The following is a 23,117-nucleotide window of genomic DNA, read 5'->3' as shown; positions in this document are numbered from 1 at the left end:
TTCTTCTATTTTGTGCCAATTATTTCGATAATGGGCGGCCTCGTCTGTTTTGTGTATGAGGGATACTTTTCTTTCCCGTCACTTTATTTTTTGAGTGTTGTTTGGAATGTTCAAAGGCCCTCTTTTTCTTTTCATGAAGAAGGTCCTCCAGCTTCACTTTTTGATTAGTCATGAGCGCTCCTCCTTTCAGCAAAAATCGCAGCTAGCAGTCAGCCATTCATTTCATCTGAATCAAATCCTCTCGTTGAACTACCTTTAGTATAAAGGAGAGAATCGCAGAAGGAGGAACGTCCTTTTCTATAAAAAAAGAAAGAGCCTGCAAAAAGCTCTTTCTTAACATTGTTTTCTGATTGTACGGATGATCCGTTGGATACTTTTGATATCCAGATAATAGCTATCAGCAAGCTCGCGCGTACTTTTCCCCATCAGATATTCCTGATAGATTTGCTGGTTTCTTTGCTGCAGCATTTCCTTACTCGCGGTTTTGCTGCCCCAAGGCAAGCGCCCCTGTGGCTTCTTTGGGATATAAAGGATCGTACCATTAACATATTTTTGGATCTCTTTTACGATTTCCTCTGGTAGAAGTTCGAATGCGTTTTGATAAGCCATCTTTTGTCCTCCTAATAAAAGTAAAATTTAGGATTCAGCAAAAGCTCTTCAAGCATTCCTGCCAAGCTTTTGCTAGGCTTTAATAATAATTACTCCCATCATAATGCTCCTTTCTGGTACTAGGTTTATTGTAGCATATTGGGGGTTCTGGAAAAAATATATGACTACTCCAGAAGTAAAAGAAAAATGTTCAATATAATAGTAATTTATTAATTGAAGAGAGAATTAGTTGTTTAGGTTGATTACAGTTATCACGACATTTCCTGAGATAAATGAAACGGTTTAAAGGTGGTAGATCACTAATTGAACGAAGTAATAAAATCCATATTAAACAGCTGTGAAAGCTAATTCGTAATGACTTTTTAATTTTCTGTAACTAATTAATAAACTATTAAAAAGAGTAATTAAGGAAAAATGAAATTTCCTGATTTAATATCCCTATCTATCAGGAAATATTTGGTAAAGTGGAGTGAGCTAAAAAGTAATGCTGATTTAGCAACGAGATTTTTAAATTAATCAGAAACTAGAATGGGATATTAAGTACTTGGAATCTTTACTTATTTACTATAAGAGAATGTACTTTCAATTTGTGATAGTAGTTTATCTGTTAACCATTCATTATTGATTGCTTTATCATCATGTTTTCCTGAAAAACCACCTATTACTTTTTGCCCATTGTCATTTTCATAATTTCTTAATGGTGAGGTAATAAATCTTCCAACCCCCTCTTTTCCTATTTCATAGTATTCTTCTTTGGGTTCGTGTTCAAAATTCATGTATGTGATTTCGTAATATCTTTGTATGAAAAGGAATTCGATACTTGCATTAATTTTCTTTTTTCTTAGCAAAGCGTTAAGTCTATTTTTTACTTTTTCTGAATTAAAAGTATAAGGATATGAAGCTTGTAAATCATTGAGACTATCATCGTGAGTAAATTTAACAGTTTGATTTATAGAAATAGGATTATCATTGTATATTCCTGTACCTGAAACAACTTCAAACACTGAAAAATTAACATTGTTCATTTCACCTTTAGTTCTATTTATTGTATAAGTCGATATAGTTTCATCTCCTTCTGAAATTTCAAATTCGAAAGCAGGATAAGAATTCGATTTATCGAGTATGTAAGTATTTATCCCAACATAGCCCGAAATAAATAAAGTTAAAAGAGAAATGAATAAATTTAATGTGAGTATGATCTTTCTCTCTTTTTTGCTAAAAGCTTTATTCTTTTTTTCTCTCATTTTTTGAGTGTAGGGCCTGTAATTTTTATACATATTTTTCTCCTCCTTAGTATGCTCTTGCTAAAAGGCGATTACAAATTCAAACTATAAGACGCTTTGAAGATTCATGGCTTAACTTAAACAATATATTTTACTATAATCATTCAATTATTAGAATTGGAAATATAGTGAAAATGGCTTAATATCAAGGGTTATTATGTCATACCAATTGTCTTGAGACAATAGAAAATGAAAAGTAACATAATGAAAGTACGGAGAAGATTAATCTAAAAACTTCAGGGAATTGAAAGTTTAATTGGAAATATAATACTCGTTTGAGCTTGTGCTTCGTAAAAATAAAATATAATAGGGAGGGATGCTTTTTCATCTGTTACCAGAAATCTCTCTTTTTCACAAGTCTATATAGTTTAGTAATTATTTTATACTGCTCATTTTGTCAAAAGAAGCTATACTTAAAACATGGAAAAATAGTTGGAGGATAAATTTGAATAAAATTGAAATTAAAACGATAGATACAAAAGAAGCAGCTAGTAATTTTGTAAAGCTTTTGTCCGAAAATAAAACTTATTTTTTAAACGGGGCTTGGGGTAGCGGCAAGACCAATTTTATTAAGCAAGTAGAAGATTTGACTAGTGATAATGCAAAGATAAAATTTGTTTATCTTGATTTGTGGAATGTAAAAGATGAAAGAACCGTCACGAATATTGCTTTTAATAGTTTTTATAGATTTAGATCGTTCTTTATTAAAATTCTTGTAATCCTTTGTGTTGTGGTATCTCTTTTAATGACAGACTTCATTAATTTAGGATTTGAGTCATTATTTCGTGATAGTCAATTAGGGTGGATACTAAAAATAGGTGGGGTTGTTGCGCTTATTGTTGCAGTTTGGCAATTTTTCAAAGTAAAATCTGATGTGTTCTTTAATTCTTACTTCAGGAAAAAGTGGATTTTTTTTGAAAGAAAGGTAATAAAAAATAAAATTTTAATAATTGATGATTTTGATAGGATTTCTACTGACAAGCAGCAAGAGGCATACAAGTTATTCAATACACTAAATGGAAAGCTACCCATAGTTTTTTTAGGAGACTTCTCAAAAATTTCTATGAATGGAGATAACTATTTACAAAAAATTATTGATAGATATATAGAACTCCCTTATTCTCTACATCCAAAGAAGATTTGGGATTCATACTTTGGTGAGTTAGAGAAGTTTCTTGATTTTGAGATAGATGATAAACTAAAAAGTCTATTTATTCATGAAAATAGAAACATAAGAGAACAAGTTCATTTCAATGATTATGTAAATCTTGAATTTTTTAATCGGGAAAAGCTTGGACATGTCCAAGTGAATCAACAACTGCTGATGATTTATCTATATCTTTTTCATAAAGAGTATTATAAAAATCTGCTTGCTGGAGGGTTTCCAGAATATACTGTTAAAGAAGCAGATGATGATAGCAATACTCAGTGGCAATATTATTTGCATACCAATAACAAAATTTTCAAAAGTGAGTTTGAGAAAACAATATATGAAATTCTAGACGATAATGAAGAATATCCAAAAGGATATAAAATAAATAAGCAAGGCTATTTTGTATTTGAAAGCATTTCGAATCTATCGACCAAAGAGGCATTGGACATTTTGAATGATGATACGCGACTTAGAAAAGACCTCATAGAACGTGGATCGCGAGATGATGATTTTTACAGTTTCATGGTTTCCAAATACAGGGAATGGTGGCCACATACAAGGCATACTCAAGTAACGAGTAGTCTGTTAGGAGATGAGTTGTTAGTTAATGATGAAATCAAGCGAATAGAAAAATTAACATTTCAGCTTTTAAAAGAAGGAAAAAGATCCGACTTAACTGATTGGTGTATTTCTGAAATCATTACTAGAGATTTATCTTATTTAACATTTAATACTGACTATGAGGAAATGATCTACAGAAATAGGTTTTTTGAAGAGAAATACATAGGAGATTTTGATTTATCTCAAAAAATATATTTTTATAAATTTTATCAGGTTTTAAAGCACAAACAAGTACTTGAATTATTCAAAGAGCAAATACTAGAAGTAGTAACAGACGATGTAAGATATCAAAAACAGAATATAAAGCCCTATCTCTTAAATATGTTAGTGCTCAACGAGGAAAACCATTGGATTGAGTTTAAGGAGTGGGACGAAACTATTAAGAGAAGAGTAGCAGATTTGAACGATATAGATTTCATAATTTTTTGGAGGATATATAGAATTATAAATATTAAATATATTGGTGCAGATAATATATTTGAAAAAATAAATAAGATTATTTTACACGCAGGTCGAATTGATCCGAGAAGCTCAAAAGAAACAGAAGAACAATTTGATAGAAATATGATTGATTTTATAGGAGGAAGATTGCAGCAAATATCAATCAAGTATGAAATACCACTTTTCTATACAAATGGTAGGATTGAAAGAACTGAGCTTTAGAACAAATTTTGGTATAGAACTGATAATGAACCCCCGCTAAGAAAACTCTTAGCGGGGGTTTTTGCGAGAAACTATTCAATTTTATCCCTTTTACAATAATCAGAAAGCCCTCAAATCAGCATAAATAAACCAATTTGTGTTTGTAGGTTATTCCCACTCCACAGTAGCAGGTGGCTTACTCGTAATATCATACACAATCCGGTTAACATGAGAAACTTCATTCACGATCCGGACAGAGATCTTTTGCAAGACATCCCATGGGATACGAGCGAAGTCTGCGGTCATACCGTCGATTGACGTAACGGCGCGGATACCGACTGTGTAGTCGTAGGTACGGCCGTCGCCCATAACACCGACTGAGCGGATTCCTGGTAGGACAGTGAAGTATTGCCAGATGTCGCGGTCAAGGCCGGCGTTGGCGATTTCTTCACGTAGGATCGCGTCTGATTCGCGGACGATTTCTAGTTTTTCTTCGGTGATTTCACCGATGACGCGAATGCCTAGGCCTGGTCCTGGGAATGGTTGGCGCCAAACGATGGAGTCGGGCATGCCAAGCTGTGTTCCTAATTCGCGGACTTCGTCTTTGAATAGGGTATTTAATGGTTCGATCAATTCGAACTGCATGTCTTCTGGTAATCCACCAACGTTATGGTGTGATTTGATGGTTTGGGCTGTTTCTGTACCAGATTCGATTACATCGGTATAAAGCGTGCCTTGGGCTAAGAAGGAGATGCCTTCTTTACCTGCAAGTTTTGTCGCTTCATCGTCGAATACATATACGAATTCATTTCCGATGATTTTACGTTTTTTCTCTGGATCTGAAACACCGGCTAATTTATTTAAGAAACGGTCTCTGGCATCGACTTTGATGATGTTCAAGCCGAATTTTCCGCCGAGTGCTTCCATGACTTGTTCGCCTTCGTCTTTACGTAATAGACCGTGGTCGACGAAGATCGATGTTAATTGGTCACCGATAGCTTTTTGTAAAAGAACTCCTACGACAGAAGAGTCCACGCCGCCTGATAGGCCAAGCAAGACTTTTTTGTCGCCGACTTGTTCGCGGATTTTTGCGACTTGCATATCGATGAAGTTATCCATCGTCCAGTCGCCTTTACATTGACAGACATCTAGGGCAAAGTGACGTAATAATTCGTTGCCGTATTCTGAATGGCGCACTTCTGCGTGGAATTGGATGCCGTAGAAGTTGCGGTTGGTATCTTGGATCGCTGCGATCGGGCAGTCTTTGCTGGTGCCGACTCTTTCGAAGCCTTCTGGAACTTGAGTCACTAAGTCGCCGTGGCTCATCCAAACGGTTTGCTCTTTTGGTGTGCCGGCAAATAGGACCGCATCGTCAGAGGTAACTTCTAAGGTTGCTTGACCGTATTCACGGTTTTTCGCAGGTTCGACTTTACCGCCTAAGTTATAGGTGATTAGCTGCATGCCGTAACAGATACCTAGGACAGGAATGCCTAATTCAAAGATTTTTGGATCGATGGAGAAGGCTCCTTCGTCATAAACACTGTTTGGGCCACCGGATAGGATGATCCCTTTTGGATTCATGGCTTTGACTTCTTCAGCAGTGATGCGGTGGCTCATAAGTTCTGAGAAGACACCGAATTCACGGATACGACGAGTGATTAATTGGTTATACTGACTACCATAATCAAGTACAATGATTTTTTCTACGTTTGTCATTTCGGTAGAAATGTTTGTCACAATTATTACCCCTTTTCAAGTTTTATTATAAAAGAAAGCAAGCTTTCTTTATAAGCTAGTATTTGCGCAAATAGATTTCATCAATAATATGATGCTTTGCCTTGTGCAAGATAATATCAGCTCGACCTCTTGTTGGCAAGATATACTCTTCCAAATTCTTCAAGTTGACATTTTTCCAGACATCTTCTGCCATAGCTAGCGCTTCTTTGCGGTCGCCGATAGCATAGTCATAATAGTAGTTATCAGGATCTTTGAAGGCGGTGTCCAGCAGGGATTCGAAACGCTCGATGTACCAGCGCTCCACCATCTTCGGATCAGCGTCGACATAAATCGACAGGTCGAAAAAGTCGCTGACGTAGATTTGCTGATTGGCTGGCAGCTGCAAGGTGTTGATTCCCTCCACGATCAAAATATCCGGTGAATCGATCATCTCGTATTCACCCTCCACGATATCATACACATCATGAGAATATTTTGGGATAGGGATATTTTCCTTCCCTGATTTCACTTCGTTCAAGACATCGATCAGATTCTCCATGTCATAGCTCTCAGGAAATCCTTTGCGATCCATGATTCCTCGTTCTTCTAAAACAGCATTTGGATAGAGGAAGCCATCTGTGGTGATTAGTTGAACCGTTTGGTGTTTGAACAGGCGGTCCAACAAGGTCTGTAATAAACGAGCGGTGGTACTTTTTCCGACAGCCACACTACCGGCGATCCCGATAATAAAAGGCGGCATCTTCACATAGCGATGCAAAAACAACCCTTTGCTTAAAGTTAGCGACTCAAAATCTTTCATATAAAGATGGATCAAATGACATAAAGGTACATAGACATCGGCCACATCCTTCATTGAGATTTGGTCGTTCAAACTTTTGATATTATCAAGCTCTGCTTGGGTCAACGGTGTGTTTCCCGGTGTGTAGAAATCCTGCCACTGGTCACGGGCGATCCGGAAATAGTTCCCTCTTTCGTTCATAATAACCTCCTTATTCATTTTTATAGCGTCTAGTCTACGAGGATAGCTCCCAGCAAGCTCGGTAATCCCCATGAATTTATCTAACGTGAACAGTCAAAAGGTTCTCGTAAGTTCACTCTCCTGATGATCTTGCCATCGCAAGAAATCAGACGGGCAACTGCGCTTATTCTACCATAAAAAACAGTGTTGGAACGTGCTCTGCTTTCAAGAAATCCGAATAATTTCCTAACATAAAACGTTATATGCCATTTTAGCTGAAAAAAACCCTAAAAAGCTATTGTAATGATAGGAGTTTCATTGTTTTTTTAGATGGGGATGTGAAAATTCGCGAGATGTTAAGAATCAGTGGTAAAAAGTGTATTATAGAAGTAGCAGATTTATGAGAGCGGGTGCTGAGATGAAAAAGCTAGAGGATATGACTTTGGCAGAGCTGTGGGAATTGTTTCCGATTGTTTTGAAGGAACATAGTCCGAATGGTACGAGGAAGAAAAGCAGAATTTAACGGAATTACTCGCTGACTTTGGACTTCAACGGATCAATCACATCGGCAGTACTTCAGTGGAGGGGCTGATCGCAAAACCAATTGTAGATATTTTATTGGAATTGCCAGAGTATTATGAACTGGATCGTGTAGCAGAGCTGCTACAAAATGCTGGTTGGATTTTGATGATTAGAGATGACGAAAAGCAGACGTTGGATTTGAATAAGGACTATACACCAGCAGGCTTTGCGGAAAAAGTCTATCATTTACATGTACGAGCGCTTGGTGATTGGGATGAGCTGTATTTCAGAGATTATTTGCGAAAGTATCCGAAAGCTGCTCGACAATATGAAGAATTGAAGCGGTCATTAAAAGAAAAATACGAACACAACCGTGACGCGTATACAGAGGCAAAAACAGCATTTGTTCAGCAGTATAGTCAAGCAGCTCGCCAGGAATTTGGTACGCGCTATTTGGCTAAATAAATTTCGTGTTTCATGCTATGATAGAACCGATAGAATTGTGAGGAGGATGAAGGTATGAAAGAGATCGTTTTATTTGGCGACAGCTTATTGACTGGTGTGATGAATGGAGAAACCAGCGATATTTTAGATACGTATATTCTTGATGAATTAACGGAGATGGGCTTTCCCGGCTATCAATTAGTCAAGCTGGGCAAACGCGGCGAGACTTCTTCTGATGGATTGGCACGAGTGAGTGAAGCCGTGGATGCAGAAGGTGATTTTGTGGTCATTTCCTTTGGGACGAATGATTCATTGAAGCGCGAGACATCACTAGAAGCCTTTGGTGAAAATCTAAAGGAAATTATCGAATCTTTTGATGCGTCCAAAGTCATCCTATTGACTACAGGGTATATCAATACAGAGGTTTATCCGAAAGGGGACAACGAACGGCAACAGCTCTTCGCGCAGAAGGCGAAGCTGGTAGCGGCGGAATCTGGGGTCAACGTGATCGATCTGTATCATCACATGACGGTTTATCCAAAACCAAATGAGTTCGTGCAAACCTTTGACGGCATCCATCCGTCTGACGAAGGCTATCATTTCTTAGGGGCCTTGATCGCACGAGATATTAAAGAAATATTATTAGCAGAAGGGTAAGTATATGGCAAATCATTATTATTCCGAAAATCCCGAGACCGCTCATGACCTGCATCAATGGTCGTTTGAATTGGCTGGGAAAAATTTTCAGTTTGTGACCGACAGCGGTGTTTTTTCTCGAGACACGGTGGACTTTGGCTCACGTGTTTTAATTGAGCATTTTGGCGCATCAGACTTACCAGAGGGAACCTTGCTGGATGTCGGCTGCGGGTATGGTCCGATTGGCATGGCGTTAGCTTATCAAACCCAGCGTCCCGTTGAAATGATCGATGTGAACAATCGTGCGGTCGAGCTAGCGCAAGGCAATGCCAAGCGCAATGGGATCGATGCGGATATCCACCAATCCAACATTTATGAAACCCTGCATCAGACAGAGTATGCGGCAATCATCAGTAATCCGCCAATCCGCGCGGGTAAAAAGGTCGTCCACCAGATTTTGAGTGAGGCGGAGCCTTTATTAAAAACTGGCGGTACCTTGACGATCGTGATCCAAAAGAAACAAGGAGCACCTAGCGCGAAAAGCAAAATGGAAGAAGTCTTCGGCAACGCGGAGATCGTAGCGAAGGACAAAGGCTACTATATCATCCGCAGTGTGAAGGAATAGAAAAATGCCACAAACCGATTGGGTCTGTGGCATTTTTTTTACGTGTTATCGCCATACCCCTTCATGTCAGGTTCGGTTCTATCGCTGCGGAAGCTTTCTTTTGGCAGTGTTAGAGGAAGAGTCATGGAGTCTAGCACGCCGGCTTCTGCTTCAACGACATAGGGAATGGCGTTGACGGCCCGCATACAGGTGATCACCATACCTTCATAGCCAGCGGTTATTTCATTTTTCCCGGGGAAGAATTCACAGGACATATTAGGATCGCCTTCAACAACCAAACGGTAGGTCCCATCTCGCGGCCCTTTTGGCCAATGTGGCGCTATGTCTTTATCCATCCGGTTGACGTGCTCGATAATGATCTTGTCTTCACCATTGACGATGCCGATGGTTTCAAAGCGAACCGCGCCAACAGTTCCAGCAGGAATCGTGCCGCTAGCGACATGCAGTTCTTTTTCAGTAATCACTTTTTCATAGGTCTGGCGATATCCGTCCAGTTCGTAACCTAGAGCATTAGCGATGTAAGCGATCGGCGGTCCCCACGAAACGAGCTGTGTTCCTTCGCCGCTCATCACTGGCTCGTAGTCCATCGGCATTCCGAAGCCAAAGGCATATTTTATTGTCATTTCATCAGGATAGGTATCATACATAAAGATTTCTTGGGTACGAACTTGTTTGATAGTATTAGAGCAGGTCAAGACGAGGGCTAACAGATGGTCGGCAGCAAAACCAGGTTCAATACCAGAAATATATAGGGAGGCATTTCCTTTGCGTGCGGCTTCAGAAAGCTGCGGCGTTATCTCTTGATTGGTAGGAGATGATGGATAGACAAGGTTTGCGAGTGATGTACCAACAACGTTGATACCAGCTAATAATAGTTTTTCAATGAGAGGCAACAGAATTTCATTGGCTTTGTTTGCAGGGGGATTTAATCCAATAACGGCGCAATCAGGTTTCAGCTGGATTAAGTGATCGATATCATTGCAGATGGTAAGCCCGATCGACTTGTCACCATACAGCAGACCAGCATCTGTTCCAACCTTATCTCCAGCGGTTTCCTCATGTGCCCACACACCAATAACCTCAAAATCAGAACGATCGAACATGCAGCGGACGGCAATTGAACTGATGCTTCCGGTACCTAAGACAATGACCTTTACCATAGCGATCCCTCCATTGTTCTATTCTTATACATCTATAGTACCTTCTAAGCCGAGTCTAAAGCAATGTCTATTTCGCTTATTCTCCCTATATATAGTTAGAAAAGAGCTATTTCAGCGGATCTTCTGTAATCCCTTGCAGAAGAGGAACAAGTAAAGGTATAATCACATTGACTCATGTTTTTCACAAATGTGATAAAAGGAGAGGGAGTATATGCAAAAAGAAGAAGATAAGTTACTGGTTCGAATTGCTGAAATGTATTACCAAGAAGATAAAAATCAAAGCCAGATTTCTAAAGAATTAAACATTCACCGCAGTACGATCAGTCGGTTACTGAAGCGTTCACGAAATGAAGGAATCGTGAATATTTCCATTAATTACGACAAGGCGGGGACCTACAGCATCGAAAAGGAGCTGCAGGAAAAGTTCGACCTGGAAAAAGCGATCATCGTACAGGCGGGTGCTGATCTCAGTCGAACGCAAAAGGACAAATTATTGGCGCAAGGTGTGGGGGAATACCTGACGGAAATTATCAAGGATGATATGATCTTTGGCTTTTCGTGGGGAGAGACGATGTCCGCGATTCCTGAGGGGTTAATCAATTATGATGTACAAAATATTCTTTGTGTTCCTATGATCGGCGGACCTTCTGGGCGTCTCATCAGTGATTATCATGTAAATACGATTACCTATGAAGCGTCGAAAAAACTCAATGGCCGAGCATTGTTGATTGATTCGCCGGCATTTCCTGAAACGGTCGCGTTGAAGAAGGCCTTGATGGAAAATGAGTTCAATCAAGAACTGATCGATTATTGGCGGAAGATCGATATCGCCATCTTAGGGATCGGTTCTCCTACGTTGAAGGCTAGTGAGAGCTGGAAGCAGTTCTATGGCGAAGATGTTTTGGCTTATTTAGAAGGAAAAAAAGTTGTCGGAGACGTCGTGTCCCGCTTTTATAATATCGAGGGCGAACACATTGACAATACTTTGGATGATCGCTTAATCGGGATCGACATTTCTGATTTGAAGCGTACTCCTTACCGAATCGGTGTGGCGGAAGCCGTGGATAAGGCCGATGCGATCGCCAGCGCCTTAAAGGGAGGCTACATCAATGTATTGGTTACGACAGAAGAGACGGCACAAGAGGTATTGAAACGATAGGTCTGGATGAATATAAACTTTTCAATCGCAGCTGTAAATTGAAGTTCAGCTTCGCAAATGAGCTTTGTCGGTAATATGCTGAGCCAGTTTGCGAAGCCTTTCTTATCATCGAGTCATTCCAAGAGGAGGTACCATGCAAGTTATTCGTTTGCTTCAAACGACCTTAATTTTATTGAGCCGCAAACAGGTGACCGCTAAGGAATTAGCGGAGCGATTTCAGGTTTCTATTCGGACGATCTATCGCGATGTTGACGCCTTGAGCTTATCGGGTGTACCTGTTTATGCGAACAAGGGACGAAATGGCGGGATATTTTTGGATGATTCCTACCATGTCAGTCATGCGTTGATTGACAAAGAAGAACAGGATGACCTTTTTTTAGCGCTGCATTTATTGCAATCGGTCGGCTTAGCGGATACGGATGAGCTGATGAAGAAAATGGGTACTGTTTACGATTGGAGCGAGTGGCTGGACGTTGATTTGAGTCAGACGGAGATCTCCAGTGAAACCTTTGAGCAAATCAAAAAAGCGTTATTCAATCATTGCGAGATCACCTGCATTTATCATACGGAATATGGACAGACCCGTCTGTTGTCACTGGCGCCAAAGCGAGTGGTATACAAGTATCAGACTTGGTATTTGCTTGCATGGGAATTGCCTAAAGAAGCGTGGGGCTTATTTCCGCTTAAACAAATCAGAAATGTTGTTTTAAAAGAACCGATTCATTATCCGTTTCCTGAAGAGGTAGTAGTATTTCCGCAATTAACGGTGCACTTACGCTTCAGTAAACGAATTGCCTATAAAAAATATGCGGAGTTTGCTGATTTTGATTGGATAGATAATGCGGACAGCAGTTTTGATACCTCATTGACCTTTGCGGAATTTGATGATTTGTACCGTTTTTTGATTCCGTTGGGAAAAAATGTCGAAATACGTGGACCTAGCTGGATTCGTGAGAAGGTCCTGAATTATGTTGCGGCTTTTTACGAAAATCATTTTTAATATGACAGGTTCTGGCAGCTTCTTCCGTTAGAGTAGAGAAAAGGAGGAGATAACTATGCAATTCGAACCAATTGTTAAACCGGATCAGTGGATTCTTTCCCAAAGCTTTACTGTGAAAGTCGAAGAAATTCCGCAAGTCATTGGACCAACATTTATGAAATTGGGCGGCTTCGTCCAAGAGCAAGGAATCGCAATTTTGAGTACCCCTTTTGTGTCCTATAAAAATATGGATGAGAATGGCGGGTTAGATGAGTCTGCCATCGAGATGGAGGTGGGCTTTCCAGTAGCGGAGGAAGTGAAGAATGCTGCGGAAATTGACAGCGACAGCTATTTTCTGCCTTCCTATAAAGCGTTATCTGGTCTTTATGTAGGCAAATATGAAGAGATGACCGAACCCTATTTTGCGATGATGGATGAGATTAAACGGATCGGCGGAACCTTTAGCGGGATTTCTTATGAATATTATCTTAGTGATGAGGAGATCCCAGAAGAACAGCAGGAAACGATCATGGAATTGGTTTACGAATAGTGAGCAGCAGGACAAGTTGAAAAGCTTGTCCTGTTTTTGTTTTAACGACCCCAGGCACTTTTGCTTGGGTTTTTCTTTTTGCACTTTTGTGATTCATGTTTAAATAAATTGCAAAAAGTTGTTGACAACGTTTTCTTGTGCGGTTACTATGAAGGTGCAACAAATGTTAAAAATAAATCACAAATGTTAAAAGGGGCGTTTGCAATGGATTGGTTAGAAGTAAAAGGAAAAACGGTTATTGTCACAGGCGGGTCATCAGGAATTGGAGCGGCCATTGTCGAAGAGTTATGTGAATTAGGGATCAATGTCGTGAATGCAGATCTTAGAGAAGGAAGCTTCACGCATGAAAATCTACTTTTTAGTCAAACAGATGTGACGTCACCTGAATCTGTGGAGCAGACAGTTGCCACAGCTGTAGAAAAATTTCAAACGATTGATGCGGTTGTCAACAATGCTGGGATCAACATTCCAGCTTTACTGGTGGATGAAGAACTGACTGAAGGCGGGAAATTCCAAATCAACGAGCAAATTTTTAATAAGATGATCGCCATTAATCAAAAGGGTGTTTACCTGATGGGTCAAGCCGTTGGTCGTGTGATGGTCAAGCAGGGCTACGGCGTCATTATCAATATGTCCTCAGAATGCGGCCTAGAAGGTTCGGAAGGTCAAAGTGTTTATGCGGCGACAAAAGCGGCGGTGAACAGCTTTACTCGTTCATGGGCAAAAGAGTTAGGAAAAAAAGGCGTTCGGGTAGTAGGGATCGCACCTGGGATTATGGAAGAAACGGGCTTGCGCACAATCGAATATGAAACAGCGTTGGCTTATACACGCGGTATCACTGTGGAGCAATTACGTGCAGGCTACAGCAATACAAAAACAATTCCACTGGGACGTGATGGAAAATTAAGTGAAGTAGCAGATTTGGTTGCTTACTTTGTTTCGGGACGCTCAAGCTATGTGGATGGTGTGACGGTGAATGTTGCCGGTGGGAAAACGAGAGGATAAATCGTCTGTTTCCTTTTTTGAAGGACATGGACATAAATAGGAACGAGGAGGGACTTATGAACAAGGTAATTTTAGTTGCACATGGAAAGTTGGCACATGAAATGAAAAATTCCGCTGAAATGATTTTCGGCGGACTGCCAAATTTTGAGTCAGTGGAATTTTTGAAGGAGGAGGGCTTAGATACGATTCAGGACAAAATCACTGCAGCTATGCAAGATGATGAGGCTTCGTATTTGATCTTGACCGATTTGTTTTGCGGCACACCTTATAATGCCAGCTGTGCCTTAGCTATGAAAAATCCCGAACGCGAGATCGACGTAGTATCGGGAATGTCGCTGCCGATCGTTTTAGAGGTGGCAAGTATGTTAGGGAATAATTTGCAGGATATTGTGAATCATGCAACAAGTATTCCTTGCGATACAGTGAAAGCGTTTAAACAGCAAGTAATTGAAGAAGAGGAGGATTTTTAAGATGAAAATCAACTTAGCGCGGATCGATGACCGATTGATCCATGGGCAAGTAGCGACAGTTTGGGCAAAGGAAGCAGGTGCGAAACGAATCATCGTTGTCAGTAAAGAAGTCGCGAACGATGACATTCGCAAGACATTGGTGAAACAAGCGGCGCCTCCGGGTATCAAAGTGAATATCGTTGATCCGGAAAAGGCAGTAAAGGTTTATAACAATCCGAAATACGCGGATGAGACGGTCTTCTATCTATTCACCAATCCGATGGAGGTTTTAGAGCTGGTACAAATGCAAATCCCTATCAAGTCTATCAACATTGGTGGCATGCAGTTCAAAACAGGTCGAACGCAAATCACAAAAGCCGTATCCGTTGATCAGACTGAAGCGAATGCATTCAGAAAATTAGAAGCGGCAGGTGTAGAGCTGGATTTACGCGTCGTGGCAACAGATCCAAAAGGAAATTTTGAGGAAAAGCTGAAGGAAGCGGGATTTTAATCAGTATTCAAATAGTAGGAAATAACTACGTTCAAACAAACAAGGAGGACACAAAAAATGGAATTATCAGCTTTACAGATTGTACTTATTTTTCTTTTTTCATGTGTGTGCGGGATGGGCAGTGTGTTGGATGAATTTCAAACCCATCGACCGTTGATCGCGTGTACGATAGTTGGCTTGATCTTAGGGGATGTGACAACGGGCATTATTTTAGGAGGAACGTTGGAGCTGATCGCGCTAGGGTGGATGAATATCGGTGCGGCACAGTCGCCGGATTCGGCTCTAGCCAGTGTGATCTCAACGATATTAGTAGTTGTGGGTCAGCAGGACATTCAATCAGGGATCGCTATTGCCTTACCTGTCGCGGCAGCCGGGCAAGTATTAACCGTTATCGCTCGGACGATCACCGTGGCTTTCCAGCATGCGGCGGATCGCGAGGCGGAAAAAGCGAATTTCAACAAGATCATCTTTCTGCATTTTAGCGCCTTGTTCATTCAGGCGTTGCGTGTGGCGATTCCAGCGACTATCGTAGCGGCCTTTGTTAGTGCAGAGATGGTAACGAAAATGCTGGATATGATCCCAGACGTAATCACTGGTGGTTTGGCAGTGGCCGGCGGATTTATCGTGGTTGTCGGGTACGCGATGGTATTGAACATGATGAGTGTCGCTTACTTGATGCCATTCTTCTATCTTGGCTTTGTGATGGGCGGTTATCTAGAATTCAGTTTGCTGGCCTTCGGGATTATTGGATTGATTACCGCACTAATCTATGTGCAGTTGAATCCGAACTTTAAGAAAAATGAAGTCCAAAGCAATCAGGTTGCGGCGGTCGTTGCTGGTGAGCTGGCTGACGATGAACTGGAAGATTAGGAGGCAAAGAAAATGGAAAATACTTCAATGGTAGAGAGTAAAAAAGATATTTACGCGCAATCACAATTGACGAAAAAAGATTTGATGACGACGTTTGTCTTCTCTAATTTCCAACAGGCGTCGTTTAACTTTGAACGAATCCATGCCTTGGCATTCTGTGTGGATATGATCCCAACGATTCGCCGAGTGTATAAAACAAAGGAAGAGCAGGCGGAAGCTTTGAAACGCCATTTGACCTTTTTCAATACGACACCAGCGGTCTGTGGACCAGTCATTGGTGTAACGATGGCGATGGAGGAAGCGCGGGCAAGCGGCGCGGATATCGACGATGGAACAATCAATAGCTTGAAGGTTGGATTGATGGGACCGTTAGCTGGTGTCGGTGACCCGTTAGTCTGGGGAACATTGCGGCCAATCACCGCAGCTTTGGGTGCTTCTTTGGCGCTATCCGGCAATGTCATGGGACCAATCCTATTCTTCGTGGCCTTTAATGCGATCCGGTTAGCCATGAAATGGTTTGGCCTGACCTATGGGTTCAGCAAAGGGATGGATATCGTAAAAGACCTGTCGGGAAATCTGTTGCAAAAATTAACCGAAGGCGCGACAATCCTAGGTTTGTTTATCATGGGTGTCTTGGTAACGAAGTGGACGACCGTCAATATTCCATTGGTTGTCTCAAAAACACCAGGTGCGGATGGCAAAACAGTCATTACGACCGTTCAAAATGTCTTGGATGATTTGGTACCTGGCTTACCAGCTTTAGGCTTGACTCTATTGATGATGTATCTATTGAAGAAAAAAGTTAGCCCAATCGTCTTGATTTTTGTCTTGTTTGCAGTTGGGATTGTTGGTTATTGGTTAGGTATTTTAGCGTAATAATGCTTCATAATATAGTAGGATTTTAGGAGGAACAGCAGTGAAAACGAAAGCGGTAAGATTATATGGTAAGAAAGATTTGCGCTTGGAGGAATTTGAATTACCTGAAATTAAAGAAAATGAAATTTTGGCATCTGTCATTACCGACAGCATTTGCATGTCGACGTGGAAATTAGCGAATCAAGGGGCCGACCATAAGAAGGCACCAAACGATCTAGCGGAAAATCCTATCATCATCGGCCATGAATTTTGCGGCGAACTGCTGGAAGTAGGCGGAAAATGGGCGCACAAATATAAAAAGGGTGAACGTTATGTTCTGCAGGCGAACCTGCAGCTGCCGGATCGCCCAGATTGTCCAGGGTATTCGTATCCTTACATAGGCGGCGACGCTACCTACATCGTAATTTCAGAAGATGTCATGAATCAGGATTGTCTGATTCCATATAAAGGAGACACCTACTTTGAAGGGTCATTGATTGAACCCTTGTCTTGTGTGATCGGTGCCTTTGAAGCAAACTACCATTTAAAAGAAGGGTCTTATGAACACAAGATGGGCATTCAGCCTGATGGCAATTTATTGATCATGGGCGGTACCGGACCTATGGGCTTATTGGCGATTGATTATGCGCTGCATGGCCCTATCAAACCTAAAAAATTAGTGGTCACAGACCGTGACGCAGAAAAATTAGCTCGTGCGGCAAAGCTTTATCCTAGTCATGATGGGATTGAGGTTTCTTATGTTAATGTGGCGGATGTGGAAGATCAAGTCAGCGTATTGAAGGAAACAGCTGGCGGCGGCTTCGATGATATCTTCGTCATGGTACCAGTTGGCCCAGTGGTAAGTGACGCGGCAGTGATGCTAAATCCTGACGGTTGTTTGAATTTCTTCGCCGGACCACAGGACAAGGAATTTTCAGCGAACGTAAACTTCTATGACGTACACTATTCATTCACTCACTTTGTCGGAACCTCTGGGGGAAATACCGAAGACATGCGTAAAGCGGTGAAGCTGATTGAAGACAAGCAGGTGAAAGTGGCGAATGTCGTTACTCATATTTTAGGGTTAGACGCTGTGGGAGAAACGACACTGAATCAGCCGGCTATCGGTGGTGGAAAGAAATTGGTATATACCCACAAGCAATCCGAATTAAAGAAGTTATCAGAGATCGAAAAAGACTCTGAACTAGGAAAAATTCTCGCTGAAACAGACGGAATTTGGAGCAAAAAAGCAGAAAATTATGTTTTGAAGAATTACCCAAATATTTAATATTTTATTTAGTAAATGAATTAATACGCATTTGGAAGGATTTCCGAATATCAAATGTTCGTGTTTTAAAGGAATAAAAGGAAAAAGATCGCCGCAGAAGAAGTTGATTCTGCGACGATCTTTTTAACTATTTGCCTTTAAAAATTGAACGGTGGCTTGGTAAGCGATGTCTGAATAACCTTCTCCGTGGACGGTCCCTTTGATTAGTTTATTTTCGCTAGGGATGCCTTTTTCAGCCAGGGCCGCTTGTAATTTATAGACCCCTGATAATGGAACCAATTCATTTAGTGAGTTGGCGATAAAAAGTGTGCCGCTGTTATTTGAGACGCGAGCCAATGGATCGGCCTGCTTCAGCCGTTCCATATCCTGACCGACGTAATTTAAGATGAACCATTTATAAAAGGCGTCGTTTGCGCCATCTTGGTCGATTTTTCCACTGGCTTGTTTATCAAAATCAGGTTTTTGGTTCATTGCTGGAACAACCTCAGGGTGCTGCTGTACCCAATCATAGAGATCGATGATCCCAGACCAGGAAGCTGCTGGAATCCCCTTTTGCAAGGCCAATTCAATAGATAAATTGCCGCCGGCTGAAGAACCAAGGGCGGTAATTTTCCCCTTTACCGGATAGTCACTGGCTGCCAACCACTCATAGACCTTCAGTAAATCATCCATTGCCGCTGGAAAGAGATGATCGGGTGCTAAACGATAGTTCGGTGCGACAACAAGAAATCCGTCAGTGGTCAAACGTTCTGCCAAGGCAGTCTCTTTACTTTTGTCTCCGCGAAACCAGCCGCCGCCGTGGATCAAAATAATGGCGGCTTCTATTTTATTTGGTTCATAAATGTCTAAGGTTAATTGATTTTTTTCATCGTACACGTAATCTTTGATCATAGTGTTGCGCTCCTTTTTTAAATAAATGAGATTCGCAAACGGCTTCTATTAAATCAAGTCATTTTCTTTGGTTGGTTTGGGCTGTTGCATCATCAATTCAGCTAAGATAGCCAGTAGATTTTGTTGCGCTGCCTCATAGTCGTCCATTTGGTCGCCGAATTCTTGATTGAATTCTGCTAAACCACCCTTTACAAAGGCGTATTCGTATTGGTAGACCGCATCATAGGCTTTGGTAAAGCGTTGAAGCAAGTCCATTTGACCATCTAATTGCAGCGCCATTTGGATGATACGAAAATCCGTATAAGCTAATTCAAACTGAACGGCCCAAGCACGCATGAAATCGTGTTGATTTTTTATGTGTAGATAGTGGTGTTCGGTTGTCCATTGTAGATTTTTAACGGCTCCTATCACATCAAGCATTTTTCTCACCTGCCTTGGAACTCTTTATAGTCTTTAATTTACGCTCTTTTTTCTGTAGAGCAAGTAAGAAGTCTTACCTTTTGAAGAAAAAGACTTTCTTTCTAAATTTTCCTTTGCTACACTTAAAAAAAACATAGAGAGAAGGTCCATGATGAAGATCACCATTAAAGAAATCGCTGAAATGGCGGGTGTTTCGGTAACAACCGTCTCGCAAATCTTGAATAATAAGGGCAGTCGCTTCAGTGAGCAGACGCGGCAAAAGGTCTTGGCGATCGTGGATGAGTATCAATACAAGCCAGATTTTTTTGCAGCGAATTTGATCAATCGTCATTCAAAAACAATCGGCATGATCGTGCCGGATGTGACAGACTTTTTCTTTTCAAAAGTGATTGAAGGGGTAGAAAGTTATTTAAACCCATTAGGCTATATGATTATTTTGTGTAACTCACGCCACGACATTGAACAAGAAAAACGTTATTTAAATGAACTGTCGCATCGCTCAGTAGATGGCATCCTGTTAGCGACTCCGAACCATCTGGAGGGGGAGCACAAGCTAGGCAGTGAATTCTATCGAAAACGTCCCATCGTTTTAATCGACCGGGGCTTAAATGACCGCGATTGGGGCCAGCTGCTGGTGGAGGAATATGCTGGTGCGCAAGATGTCTTGCGGATGCTGGTAGAAAAAGGTCATCGACACATAGGAATGCTGAAGGAAAGCCAAGGCTACTATCAATTGACTGAACGTGTGAAGGCCTATCGTCAGGTAGTTTTTGAATACCAGCTGCCTTTTGAAGAAAGTTATATTTGTTCGGGGCAATTAACGATTTCTGGTGGTTACCATGCGGCGAAAGAAGTATTAAAGAATAAGGAGATTACCGCTATTTTTTGCGGAAACGATGAAATGGCGATCGGTTGCTATCAAGCGATTTATGAAGCGGGATTAAAGATTCCTGAGGATATTTCAGTTGTCGGTTTTGACGGATTAGAGGTTAGTCAGTATATGGTTCCACCATTGACAACGGTCTTTCAGCCAAGTACCGAAATCGGTTTTTCCGCAGCGAAATTTTTAGTCGATGCTATTAATTTTCCTTCTCAGCGAATCCCGAATAAAATCTTCCAAACTAAATTAATTATTCGTGAGAGTGTGAAGAATGTAAATGAGGGTTGACAACGGGTTGAGTACCCGTTATAGTAACGATGTTAGCGCTAACAGAAAGCGCTTCTATATTTAGTAAACTGTTTTACTAAAGTGGTTTACCTTTCGCCATTTTATTGTATAATATCTTTTGAAGCTTGGAGGAAAACCTATGAGAATGGTAGATTTAATCGAGAAAAAGAGAGACGGAAAAGTCCTGTCAAAAGAAGAACTGGACTTCATTATTGAGGGCTACACTGACGGAAGTATTCCTGATTATCAAATGAGTGCCTTGCTGATGGCTATTTTTTACCAGGACATGACAGACGAGGAAATCTCTCATCTGACTTTAGCTATGGCGAATTCAGGTGACATCATTGATTTGTCTTCTATCGATGGCATCAAAGTGGACAAGCATTCAACTGGCGGCGTCGGAGATACAACGACATTGGTTCTAGCGCCCCTTGTGGCAAGTGTTGGTGTACCAGTAGCGAAAATGTCTGGAAGAGGACTTGGCTTTACCGGTGGGACCCTAGATAAGTTTGAATCTATTCCTGGCTTCAAGATCGAACTATCGGATCAAGAATTTATTGATATCGTGAACAAGAGCAAGGTTGCGGTCATTGGACAGTCAGGAAATCTGGCTCCAGCGGATAAGAAGCTTTATGCGCTGCGTGACGTAACTGCGACGGTTGATTCGATTCCATTGATTGCCAGCTCGATCATGAGTAAAAAAATTGCGGCTGGAGCGGATGCGATTGTCCTAGATGTAACGACTGGCGACGGAGCTTTCATGAAGGACATCGAAGACGCGAAACGCCTGGCGAAAACAATGGTGCGCATCGGAAAATTAGCAGGTCGTCAAACAATGGCTGTTATTTCAGATATGTCCGAGCCGTTAGGTGAAGCAATCGGAAACAGCTTGGAAATCGTTGAAGCGATCGACACGTTAAAGGGAAATGGCCCAGCGGATCTTACGGAAATGTGTTATGTCCTAGGTAGTCAAATGGTTGTATTAGCGAAGAAAGCAGAAACCTTGGAAGAAGCTCGAGGAATGTTGGAAGAAGCGCTTCATTCTGGCAAAGCCTTAGAAAAATTCCGTGAGATGGTCAAAGATCAAGGCGGCGATACAAGCGTGATTGATCAAACCGAAAAAATCTTAACCGCTAAGTACGAGATCGAACTGCCAGCGAAAACGTCTGGTTATGTAACCAAACTAGTAGCCAATGAAATCGGAATCGCGGCCATGCTGTTAGGTGCAGGACGCAAAACGAAAGAGGACGATATTGACCACGCAGTAGGCATCAAGCTCCACAAGAAAATTGGGGATAAAGTAGCTGAAGGGGAATCCTTATTAACCATTTATTCAAATTCCAAGGAAATTGATGCGGTGGAAAAATTACTTTATCAAAATATTTTCATCGGAGATACGCCAAAAGAACCTATTTTAATCCACGATATCATTACGGAATAAGTATTTAAAACTTTTTTATAACAATAAAAAATATATTATAATAAGAGAAGCGAGGATTAGACATGGAAATAAATCGAATGATCGACCACACCATTTTAAAAGCAGACGCGCAAGCAGCAGATGTAATGAAAATTATTGAAGAGGCTAAGAAATATCGCTTCTACTCTGTTTGTATCAACCCTACCTGGGTAGCGCTTGCGGCAAAGGAATTACAGGGTGAACCTGTTGCCGTTTGTACAGTGATTGGCTTCCCTCTTGGAGCGAACACAACAGAAACGAAAGCTTTTGAAGCAGCCAATGCCATTGCCAATGGTGCGGATGAAGTCGATATGGTTATCAACATTGCCGAGCTAAAAGACGGCAACGACGAAAAGGTTCAAAAGGATATTGAAGCCGTAGTGGCGGCAGCAAAAGATAAAGCATTAGTAAAGGTGATCATTGAAACGTCTCTTCTTACTAATGAAGAAAAAATCAAAGCCTGCGAACTAGCAAAAGCTGCAGGAGCAGATTTTGTGAAGACATCGACTGGATTTTCAACGGGTGGAGCAACAGTGGAAGACGTCCGCTTGATGCGTGAAACAGTGGGGCCTGAAATGGGTGTCAAGGCTTCCGGTGGTATCCACAACGCGAAAGAAGCAGAAGCAATGATCGAGGCAGGCGCAACGCGTTTAGGAGCCAGCTCAGGGGTTGCTATTATGAACGGACTATCCGGTACGGGGTATTAAGATCGGAGGACCATTGAATGAATAAACAAGAATGGATCGACATCGCAGTCGACGCACTCGACAAAGCGTATGTCCCATATTCTCACTTTCCCGTAGGCGCATGCCTTGTAACGAAGGAAGGGAAAACTTACCAAGGACTTAACATTGAGAACGCCTCTTACGGCTTATCCAATTGTGCGGAACGCACAGCCATTTTTAAAGCAGTATCGGAAGGCGAAAGAGAATTTAGTCATTTAGTTATTGCGGGACACACACCAGAACCTATCTCACCATGCGGCGCATGCCGTCAGGTTATGGCAGAATTTTGTGATCCAGCGATGCCAGTAACCTTAGTCGGTGACAACGGTGTAGTTAAGGAAATGACCGTTGAAGGCTTACTGCCGTATACCTTTACTGACAAAGATTTATAAACCATG

The 23,117-nt window shown here is 41.3% G+C and carries 24 protein-coding genes and 1 pseudogene; 17 read left to right on the top strand and 8 right to left on the bottom strand.

The features are described from left to right. Positions 1–19: 19 nt before the first annotated feature. From IGI50_RS14460 to IGI50_RS14450, 3 genes are all read right to left on the bottom strand, one after another. Positions 20–172 (bottom strand): hypothetical protein, encoded by a 153-nt coding sequence (locus tag IGI50_RS14460; protein ID WP_167325162.1) that lies wholly within the window; start codon positions 170–172, stop codon positions 20–22. A gap of 161 nt (positions 173–333) precedes the next feature. Continuing rightward, on the bottom strand, positions 334–609 hold the full coding sequence (locus tag IGI50_RS14455) for a CD3324 family protein (protein ID WP_438777414.1): 276 nt from the start codon (positions 607–609) through the stop codon (positions 334–336). A 557-nt stretch (positions 610–1,166) separates the two neighbouring features. Next, a complete protein-coding gene (locus tag IGI50_RS14450; protein WP_438777413.1) occupies positions 1,167–1,886 on the bottom strand; it encodes a hypothetical protein in 720 nt (239 codons plus the stop codon). Positions 1,887–2,337: 451 nt separating this feature from the next. On the opposite strand from IGI50_RS14450, the gene IGI50_RS14445 reads away from it, so the two are divergent. Continuing rightward, complete coding sequence (locus IGI50_RS14445) at positions 2,338–4,329, top strand: P-loop NTPase fold protein (protein WP_438777412.1); 1,992 nt, start codon at positions 2,338–2,340, stop codon at positions 4,327–4,329. A gap of 147 nt (positions 4,330–4,476) precedes the next feature. Here the strand turns inward: IGI50_RS14445 and guaA are convergent, their stop codons facing one another. Continuing rightward, positions 4,477–6,024 (bottom strand): glutamine-hydrolyzing GMP synthase, encoded by a 1,548-nt coding sequence (gene guaA / locus IGI50_RS14440; RefSeq protein WP_376713125.1) that lies wholly within the window; start codon positions 6,022–6,024, stop codon positions 4,477–4,479. Positions 6,025–6,100: 76 nt separating this feature from the next. Further along, positions 6,101–7,024: a type I pantothenate kinase gene (gene coaA, locus IGI50_RS14435; RefSeq protein WP_010745216.1), complete on the bottom strand. Its 924-nt coding sequence runs from the start codon at positions 7,022–7,024 to the stop codon at positions 6,101–6,103. A gap of 397 nt (positions 7,025–7,421) precedes the next feature. Between coaA and IGI50_RS14430 the strand changes: the two are divergent. From IGI50_RS14430 to IGI50_RS14420, 3 genes and pseudogenes are all read left to right on the top strand, one after another. Beyond that, positions 7,422–7,990: pseudogene (locus IGI50_RS14430) on the top strand (GrpB family protein). Between the two features lie 54 nt (positions 7,991–8,044). Then, complete coding sequence (locus IGI50_RS14425; RefSeq protein WP_438777411.1) at positions 8,045–8,626, top strand: SGNH/GDSL hydrolase family protein; 582 nt, start codon at positions 8,045–8,047, stop codon at positions 8,624–8,626. Positions 8,627–8,630: 4 nt separating this feature from the next. Beyond that, on the top strand, positions 8,631–9,230 hold the full coding sequence (locus IGI50_RS14420; protein ID WP_438777410.1) for a class I SAM-dependent methyltransferase: 600 nt from the start codon (positions 8,631–8,633) through the stop codon (positions 9,228–9,230). Positions 9,231–9,268: 38 nt separating this feature from the next. Here the strand turns inward: IGI50_RS14420 and IGI50_RS14415 are convergent, their stop codons facing one another. Continuing rightward, the gene (locus IGI50_RS14415) at positions 9,269–10,390 is read right to left on the bottom strand and encodes an NAD(P)H-dependent amine dehydrogenase family protein (protein WP_438777409.1); all 1,122 of its coding nucleotides are present in this window, start codon (positions 10,388–10,390) and stop codon (positions 9,269–9,271) included. A gap of 211 nt (positions 10,391–10,601) precedes the next feature. On the opposite strand from IGI50_RS14415, the gene IGI50_RS14410 reads away from it, so the two are divergent. From IGI50_RS14410 to IGI50_RS14370, 9 genes are all read left to right on the top strand, one after another. Beyond that, positions 10,602–11,549, top strand: coding sequence for a sugar-binding transcriptional regulator (locus IGI50_RS14410; RefSeq protein WP_438777408.1), 948 nt, complete (start codon positions 10,602–10,604; stop codon positions 11,547–11,549). Between the two features lie 133 nt (positions 11,550–11,682). Further along, positions 11,683–12,549, top strand: coding sequence for a helix-turn-helix transcriptional regulator (locus IGI50_RS14405; protein ID WP_438777407.1), 867 nt, complete (start codon positions 11,683–11,685; stop codon positions 12,547–12,549). A gap of 55 nt (positions 12,550–12,604) precedes the next feature. Continuing rightward, positions 12,605–13,078: a hypothetical protein gene (locus IGI50_RS14400; RefSeq protein ID WP_222226053.1), complete on the top strand. Its 474-nt coding sequence runs from the start codon at positions 12,605–12,607 to the stop codon at positions 13,076–13,078. Positions 13,079–13,282: 204 nt separating this feature from the next. Then, a complete protein-coding gene (locus IGI50_RS14395; RefSeq protein WP_438777406.1) occupies positions 13,283–14,083 on the top strand; it encodes an SDR family oxidoreductase in 801 nt (266 codons plus the stop codon). 56 nt (positions 14,084–14,139) lie between these two features. Continuing rightward, positions 14,140–14,553 (top strand): PTS sugar transporter subunit IIA, encoded by a 414-nt coding sequence (locus IGI50_RS14390; protein ID WP_438777405.1) that lies wholly within the window; start codon positions 14,140–14,142, stop codon positions 14,551–14,553. A 1-nt stretch (position 14,554) separates the two neighbouring features. Next, positions 14,555–15,043, top strand: coding sequence for a mannose/fructose/sorbose PTS transporter subunit IIB (locus tag IGI50_RS14385; RefSeq protein WP_438777404.1), 489 nt, complete (start codon positions 14,555–14,557; stop codon positions 15,041–15,043). Between the two features lie 57 nt (positions 15,044–15,100). Beyond that, on the top strand, positions 15,101–15,913 hold the full coding sequence (locus IGI50_RS14380) for a PTS mannose/fructose/sorbose transporter subunit IIC (RefSeq protein ID WP_222226050.1): 813 nt from the start codon (positions 15,101–15,103) through the stop codon (positions 15,911–15,913). Positions 15,914–15,925: 12 nt separating this feature from the next. Beyond that, positions 15,926–16,789 carry a PTS system mannose/fructose/sorbose family transporter subunit IID gene (locus IGI50_RS14375; protein ID WP_010745228.1) on the top strand — a complete coding sequence of 288 codons (864 nt, stop codon included), beginning with the start codon at positions 15,926–15,928 and terminating at the stop codon, positions 16,787–16,789. A 40-nt stretch (positions 16,790–16,829) separates the two neighbouring features. Beyond that, on the top strand, positions 16,830–18,056 hold the full coding sequence (locus IGI50_RS14370) for a zinc-binding dehydrogenase (RefSeq protein WP_438777403.1): 1,227 nt from the start codon (positions 16,830–16,832) through the stop codon (positions 18,054–18,056). A 123-nt stretch (positions 18,057–18,179) separates the two neighbouring features. On the opposite strand, the gene IGI50_RS14365 is transcribed toward IGI50_RS14370, so the two are convergent. Further along, the gene (locus IGI50_RS14365) at positions 18,180–18,947 is read right to left on the bottom strand and encodes an alpha/beta hydrolase (RefSeq protein WP_438777402.1); all 768 of its coding nucleotides are present in this window, start codon (positions 18,945–18,947) and stop codon (positions 18,180–18,182) included. A gap of 48 nt (positions 18,948–18,995) precedes the next feature. Further along, on the bottom strand, positions 18,996–19,367 hold the full coding sequence (locus IGI50_RS14360) for a hypothetical protein (protein WP_438777401.1): 372 nt from the start codon (positions 19,365–19,367) through the stop codon (positions 18,996–18,998). Positions 19,368–19,518: 151 nt separating this feature from the next. On the opposite strand from IGI50_RS14360, the gene IGI50_RS14355 reads away from it, so the two are divergent. The 4 genes from IGI50_RS14355 (at position 19,519) to IGI50_RS14340 (ending at position 23,111) form a co-directional block, all read left to right on the top strand. Further along, positions 19,519–20,535, top strand: coding sequence for a LacI family DNA-binding transcriptional regulator (locus tag IGI50_RS14355; RefSeq protein ID WP_010745232.1), 1,017 nt, complete (start codon positions 19,519–19,521; stop codon positions 20,533–20,535). Between the two features lie 139 nt (positions 20,536–20,674). Continuing rightward, on the top strand, positions 20,675–21,976 hold the full coding sequence (locus tag IGI50_RS14350; protein ID WP_222226047.1) for a pyrimidine-nucleoside phosphorylase: 1,302 nt from the start codon (positions 20,675–20,677) through the stop codon (positions 21,974–21,976). Between the two features lie 62 nt (positions 21,977–22,038). Next, positions 22,039–22,701, top strand: coding sequence for a deoxyribose-phosphate aldolase (deoC, locus tag IGI50_RS14345; RefSeq protein WP_010745234.1), 663 nt, complete (start codon positions 22,039–22,041; stop codon positions 22,699–22,701). Between the two features lie 17 nt (positions 22,702–22,718). Beyond that, entirely contained in the window at positions 22,719–23,111 is a 393-nt protein-coding gene (locus IGI50_RS14340; RefSeq protein WP_222226046.1) for a cytidine deaminase, read from the top strand. Positions 23,112–23,117 lie beyond the last annotated feature (6 nt).

This window comes from Enterococcus sp. DIV0170, assembly GCF_051710765.1.
Taxonomy (GTDB): Bacteria; Bacillota; Bacilli; order Lactobacillales; family Enterococcaceae; genus Enterococcus_A; species Enterococcus_A raffinosus.
The sequence above is the reverse complement of the archived record's forward strand: the minus strand, read 5'-3'. Positions and strand labels throughout refer to the sequence as shown.

Coding starts and splice junctions, on each gene's coding strand:
- coaA (WP_010745216.1), bottom strand. CDS start 7,024: ATGAACGAAAGAGGGAACTATTTCCGGATCGCCCGTGACCAGTGGCAG.
- IGI50_RS14375 (WP_010745228.1), top strand. CDS start 15,926: ATGGAAAATACTTCAATGGTAGAGAGTAAAAAAGATATTTACGCGCAA.
- IGI50_RS14380 (WP_222226050.1), top strand. CDS start 15,101: ATGGAATTATCAGCTTTACAGATTGTACTTATTTTTCTTTTTTCATGT.
- IGI50_RS14410 (WP_438777408.1), top strand. CDS start 10,602: ATGCAAAAAGAAGAAGATAAGTTACTGGTTCGAATTGCTGAAATGTAT.
- IGI50_RS14340 (WP_222226046.1), top strand. CDS start 22,719: ATGAATAAACAAGAATGGATCGACATCGCAGTCGACGCACTCGACAAA.
- IGI50_RS14405 (WP_438777407.1), top strand. CDS start 11,683: ATGCAAGTTATTCGTTTGCTTCAAACGACCTTAATTTTATTGAGCCGC.
- IGI50_RS14425 (WP_438777411.1), top strand. CDS start 8,045: ATGAAAGAGATCGTTTTATTTGGCGACAGCTTATTGACTGGTGTGATG.
- IGI50_RS14350 (WP_222226047.1), top strand. CDS start 20,675: ATGAGAATGGTAGATTTAATCGAGAAAAAGAGAGACGGAAAAGTCCTG.
- IGI50_RS14455 (WP_438777414.1), bottom strand. CDS start 609: ATGGCTTATCAAAACGCATTCGAACTTCTACCAGAGGAAATCGTAAAA.
- deoC (WP_010745234.1), top strand. CDS start 22,039: ATGGAAATAAATCGAATGATCGACCACACCATTTTAAAAGCAGACGCG.
- IGI50_RS14355 (WP_010745232.1), top strand. CDS start 19,519: ATGAAGATCACCATTAAAGAAATCGCTGAAATGGCGGGTGTTTCGGTA.
- IGI50_RS14385 (WP_438777404.1), top strand. CDS start 14,555: ATGAAAATCAACTTAGCGCGGATCGATGACCGATTGATCCATGGGCAA.
- IGI50_RS14360 (WP_438777401.1), bottom strand. CDS start 19,367: ATGCTTGATGTGATAGGAGCCGTTAAAAATCTACAATGGACAACCGAA.
- IGI50_RS14415 (WP_438777409.1), bottom strand. CDS start 10,390: ATGGTAAAGGTCATTGTCTTAGGTACCGGAAGCATCAGTTCAATTGCC.
- IGI50_RS14395 (WP_438777406.1), top strand. CDS start 13,283: ATGGATTGGTTAGAAGTAAAAGGAAAAACGGTTATTGTCACAGGCGGG.
- IGI50_RS14420 (WP_438777410.1), top strand. CDS start 8,631: ATGGCAAATCATTATTATTCCGAAAATCCCGAGACCGCTCATGACCTG.
- IGI50_RS14365 (WP_438777402.1), bottom strand. CDS start 18,947: ATGATCAAAGATTACGTGTACGATGAAAAAAATCAATTAACCTTAGAC.
- guaA (WP_376713125.1), bottom strand. CDS start 6,024: ATGACAAACGTAGAAAAAATCATTGTACTTGATTATGGTAGTCAGTAT.
- IGI50_RS14390 (WP_438777405.1), top strand. CDS start 14,140: ATGAACAAGGTAATTTTAGTTGCACATGGAAAGTTGGCACATGAAATG.
- IGI50_RS14400 (WP_222226053.1), top strand. CDS start 12,605: ATGCAATTCGAACCAATTGTTAAACCGGATCAGTGGATTCTTTCCCAA.
- IGI50_RS14450 (WP_438777413.1), bottom strand. CDS start 1,886: ATGTATAAAAATTACAGGCCCTACACTCAAAAAATGAGAGAAAAAAAG.
- IGI50_RS14460 (WP_167325162.1), bottom strand. CDS start 172: ATGACTAATCAAAAAGTGAAGCTGGAGGACCTTCTTCATGAAAAGAAA.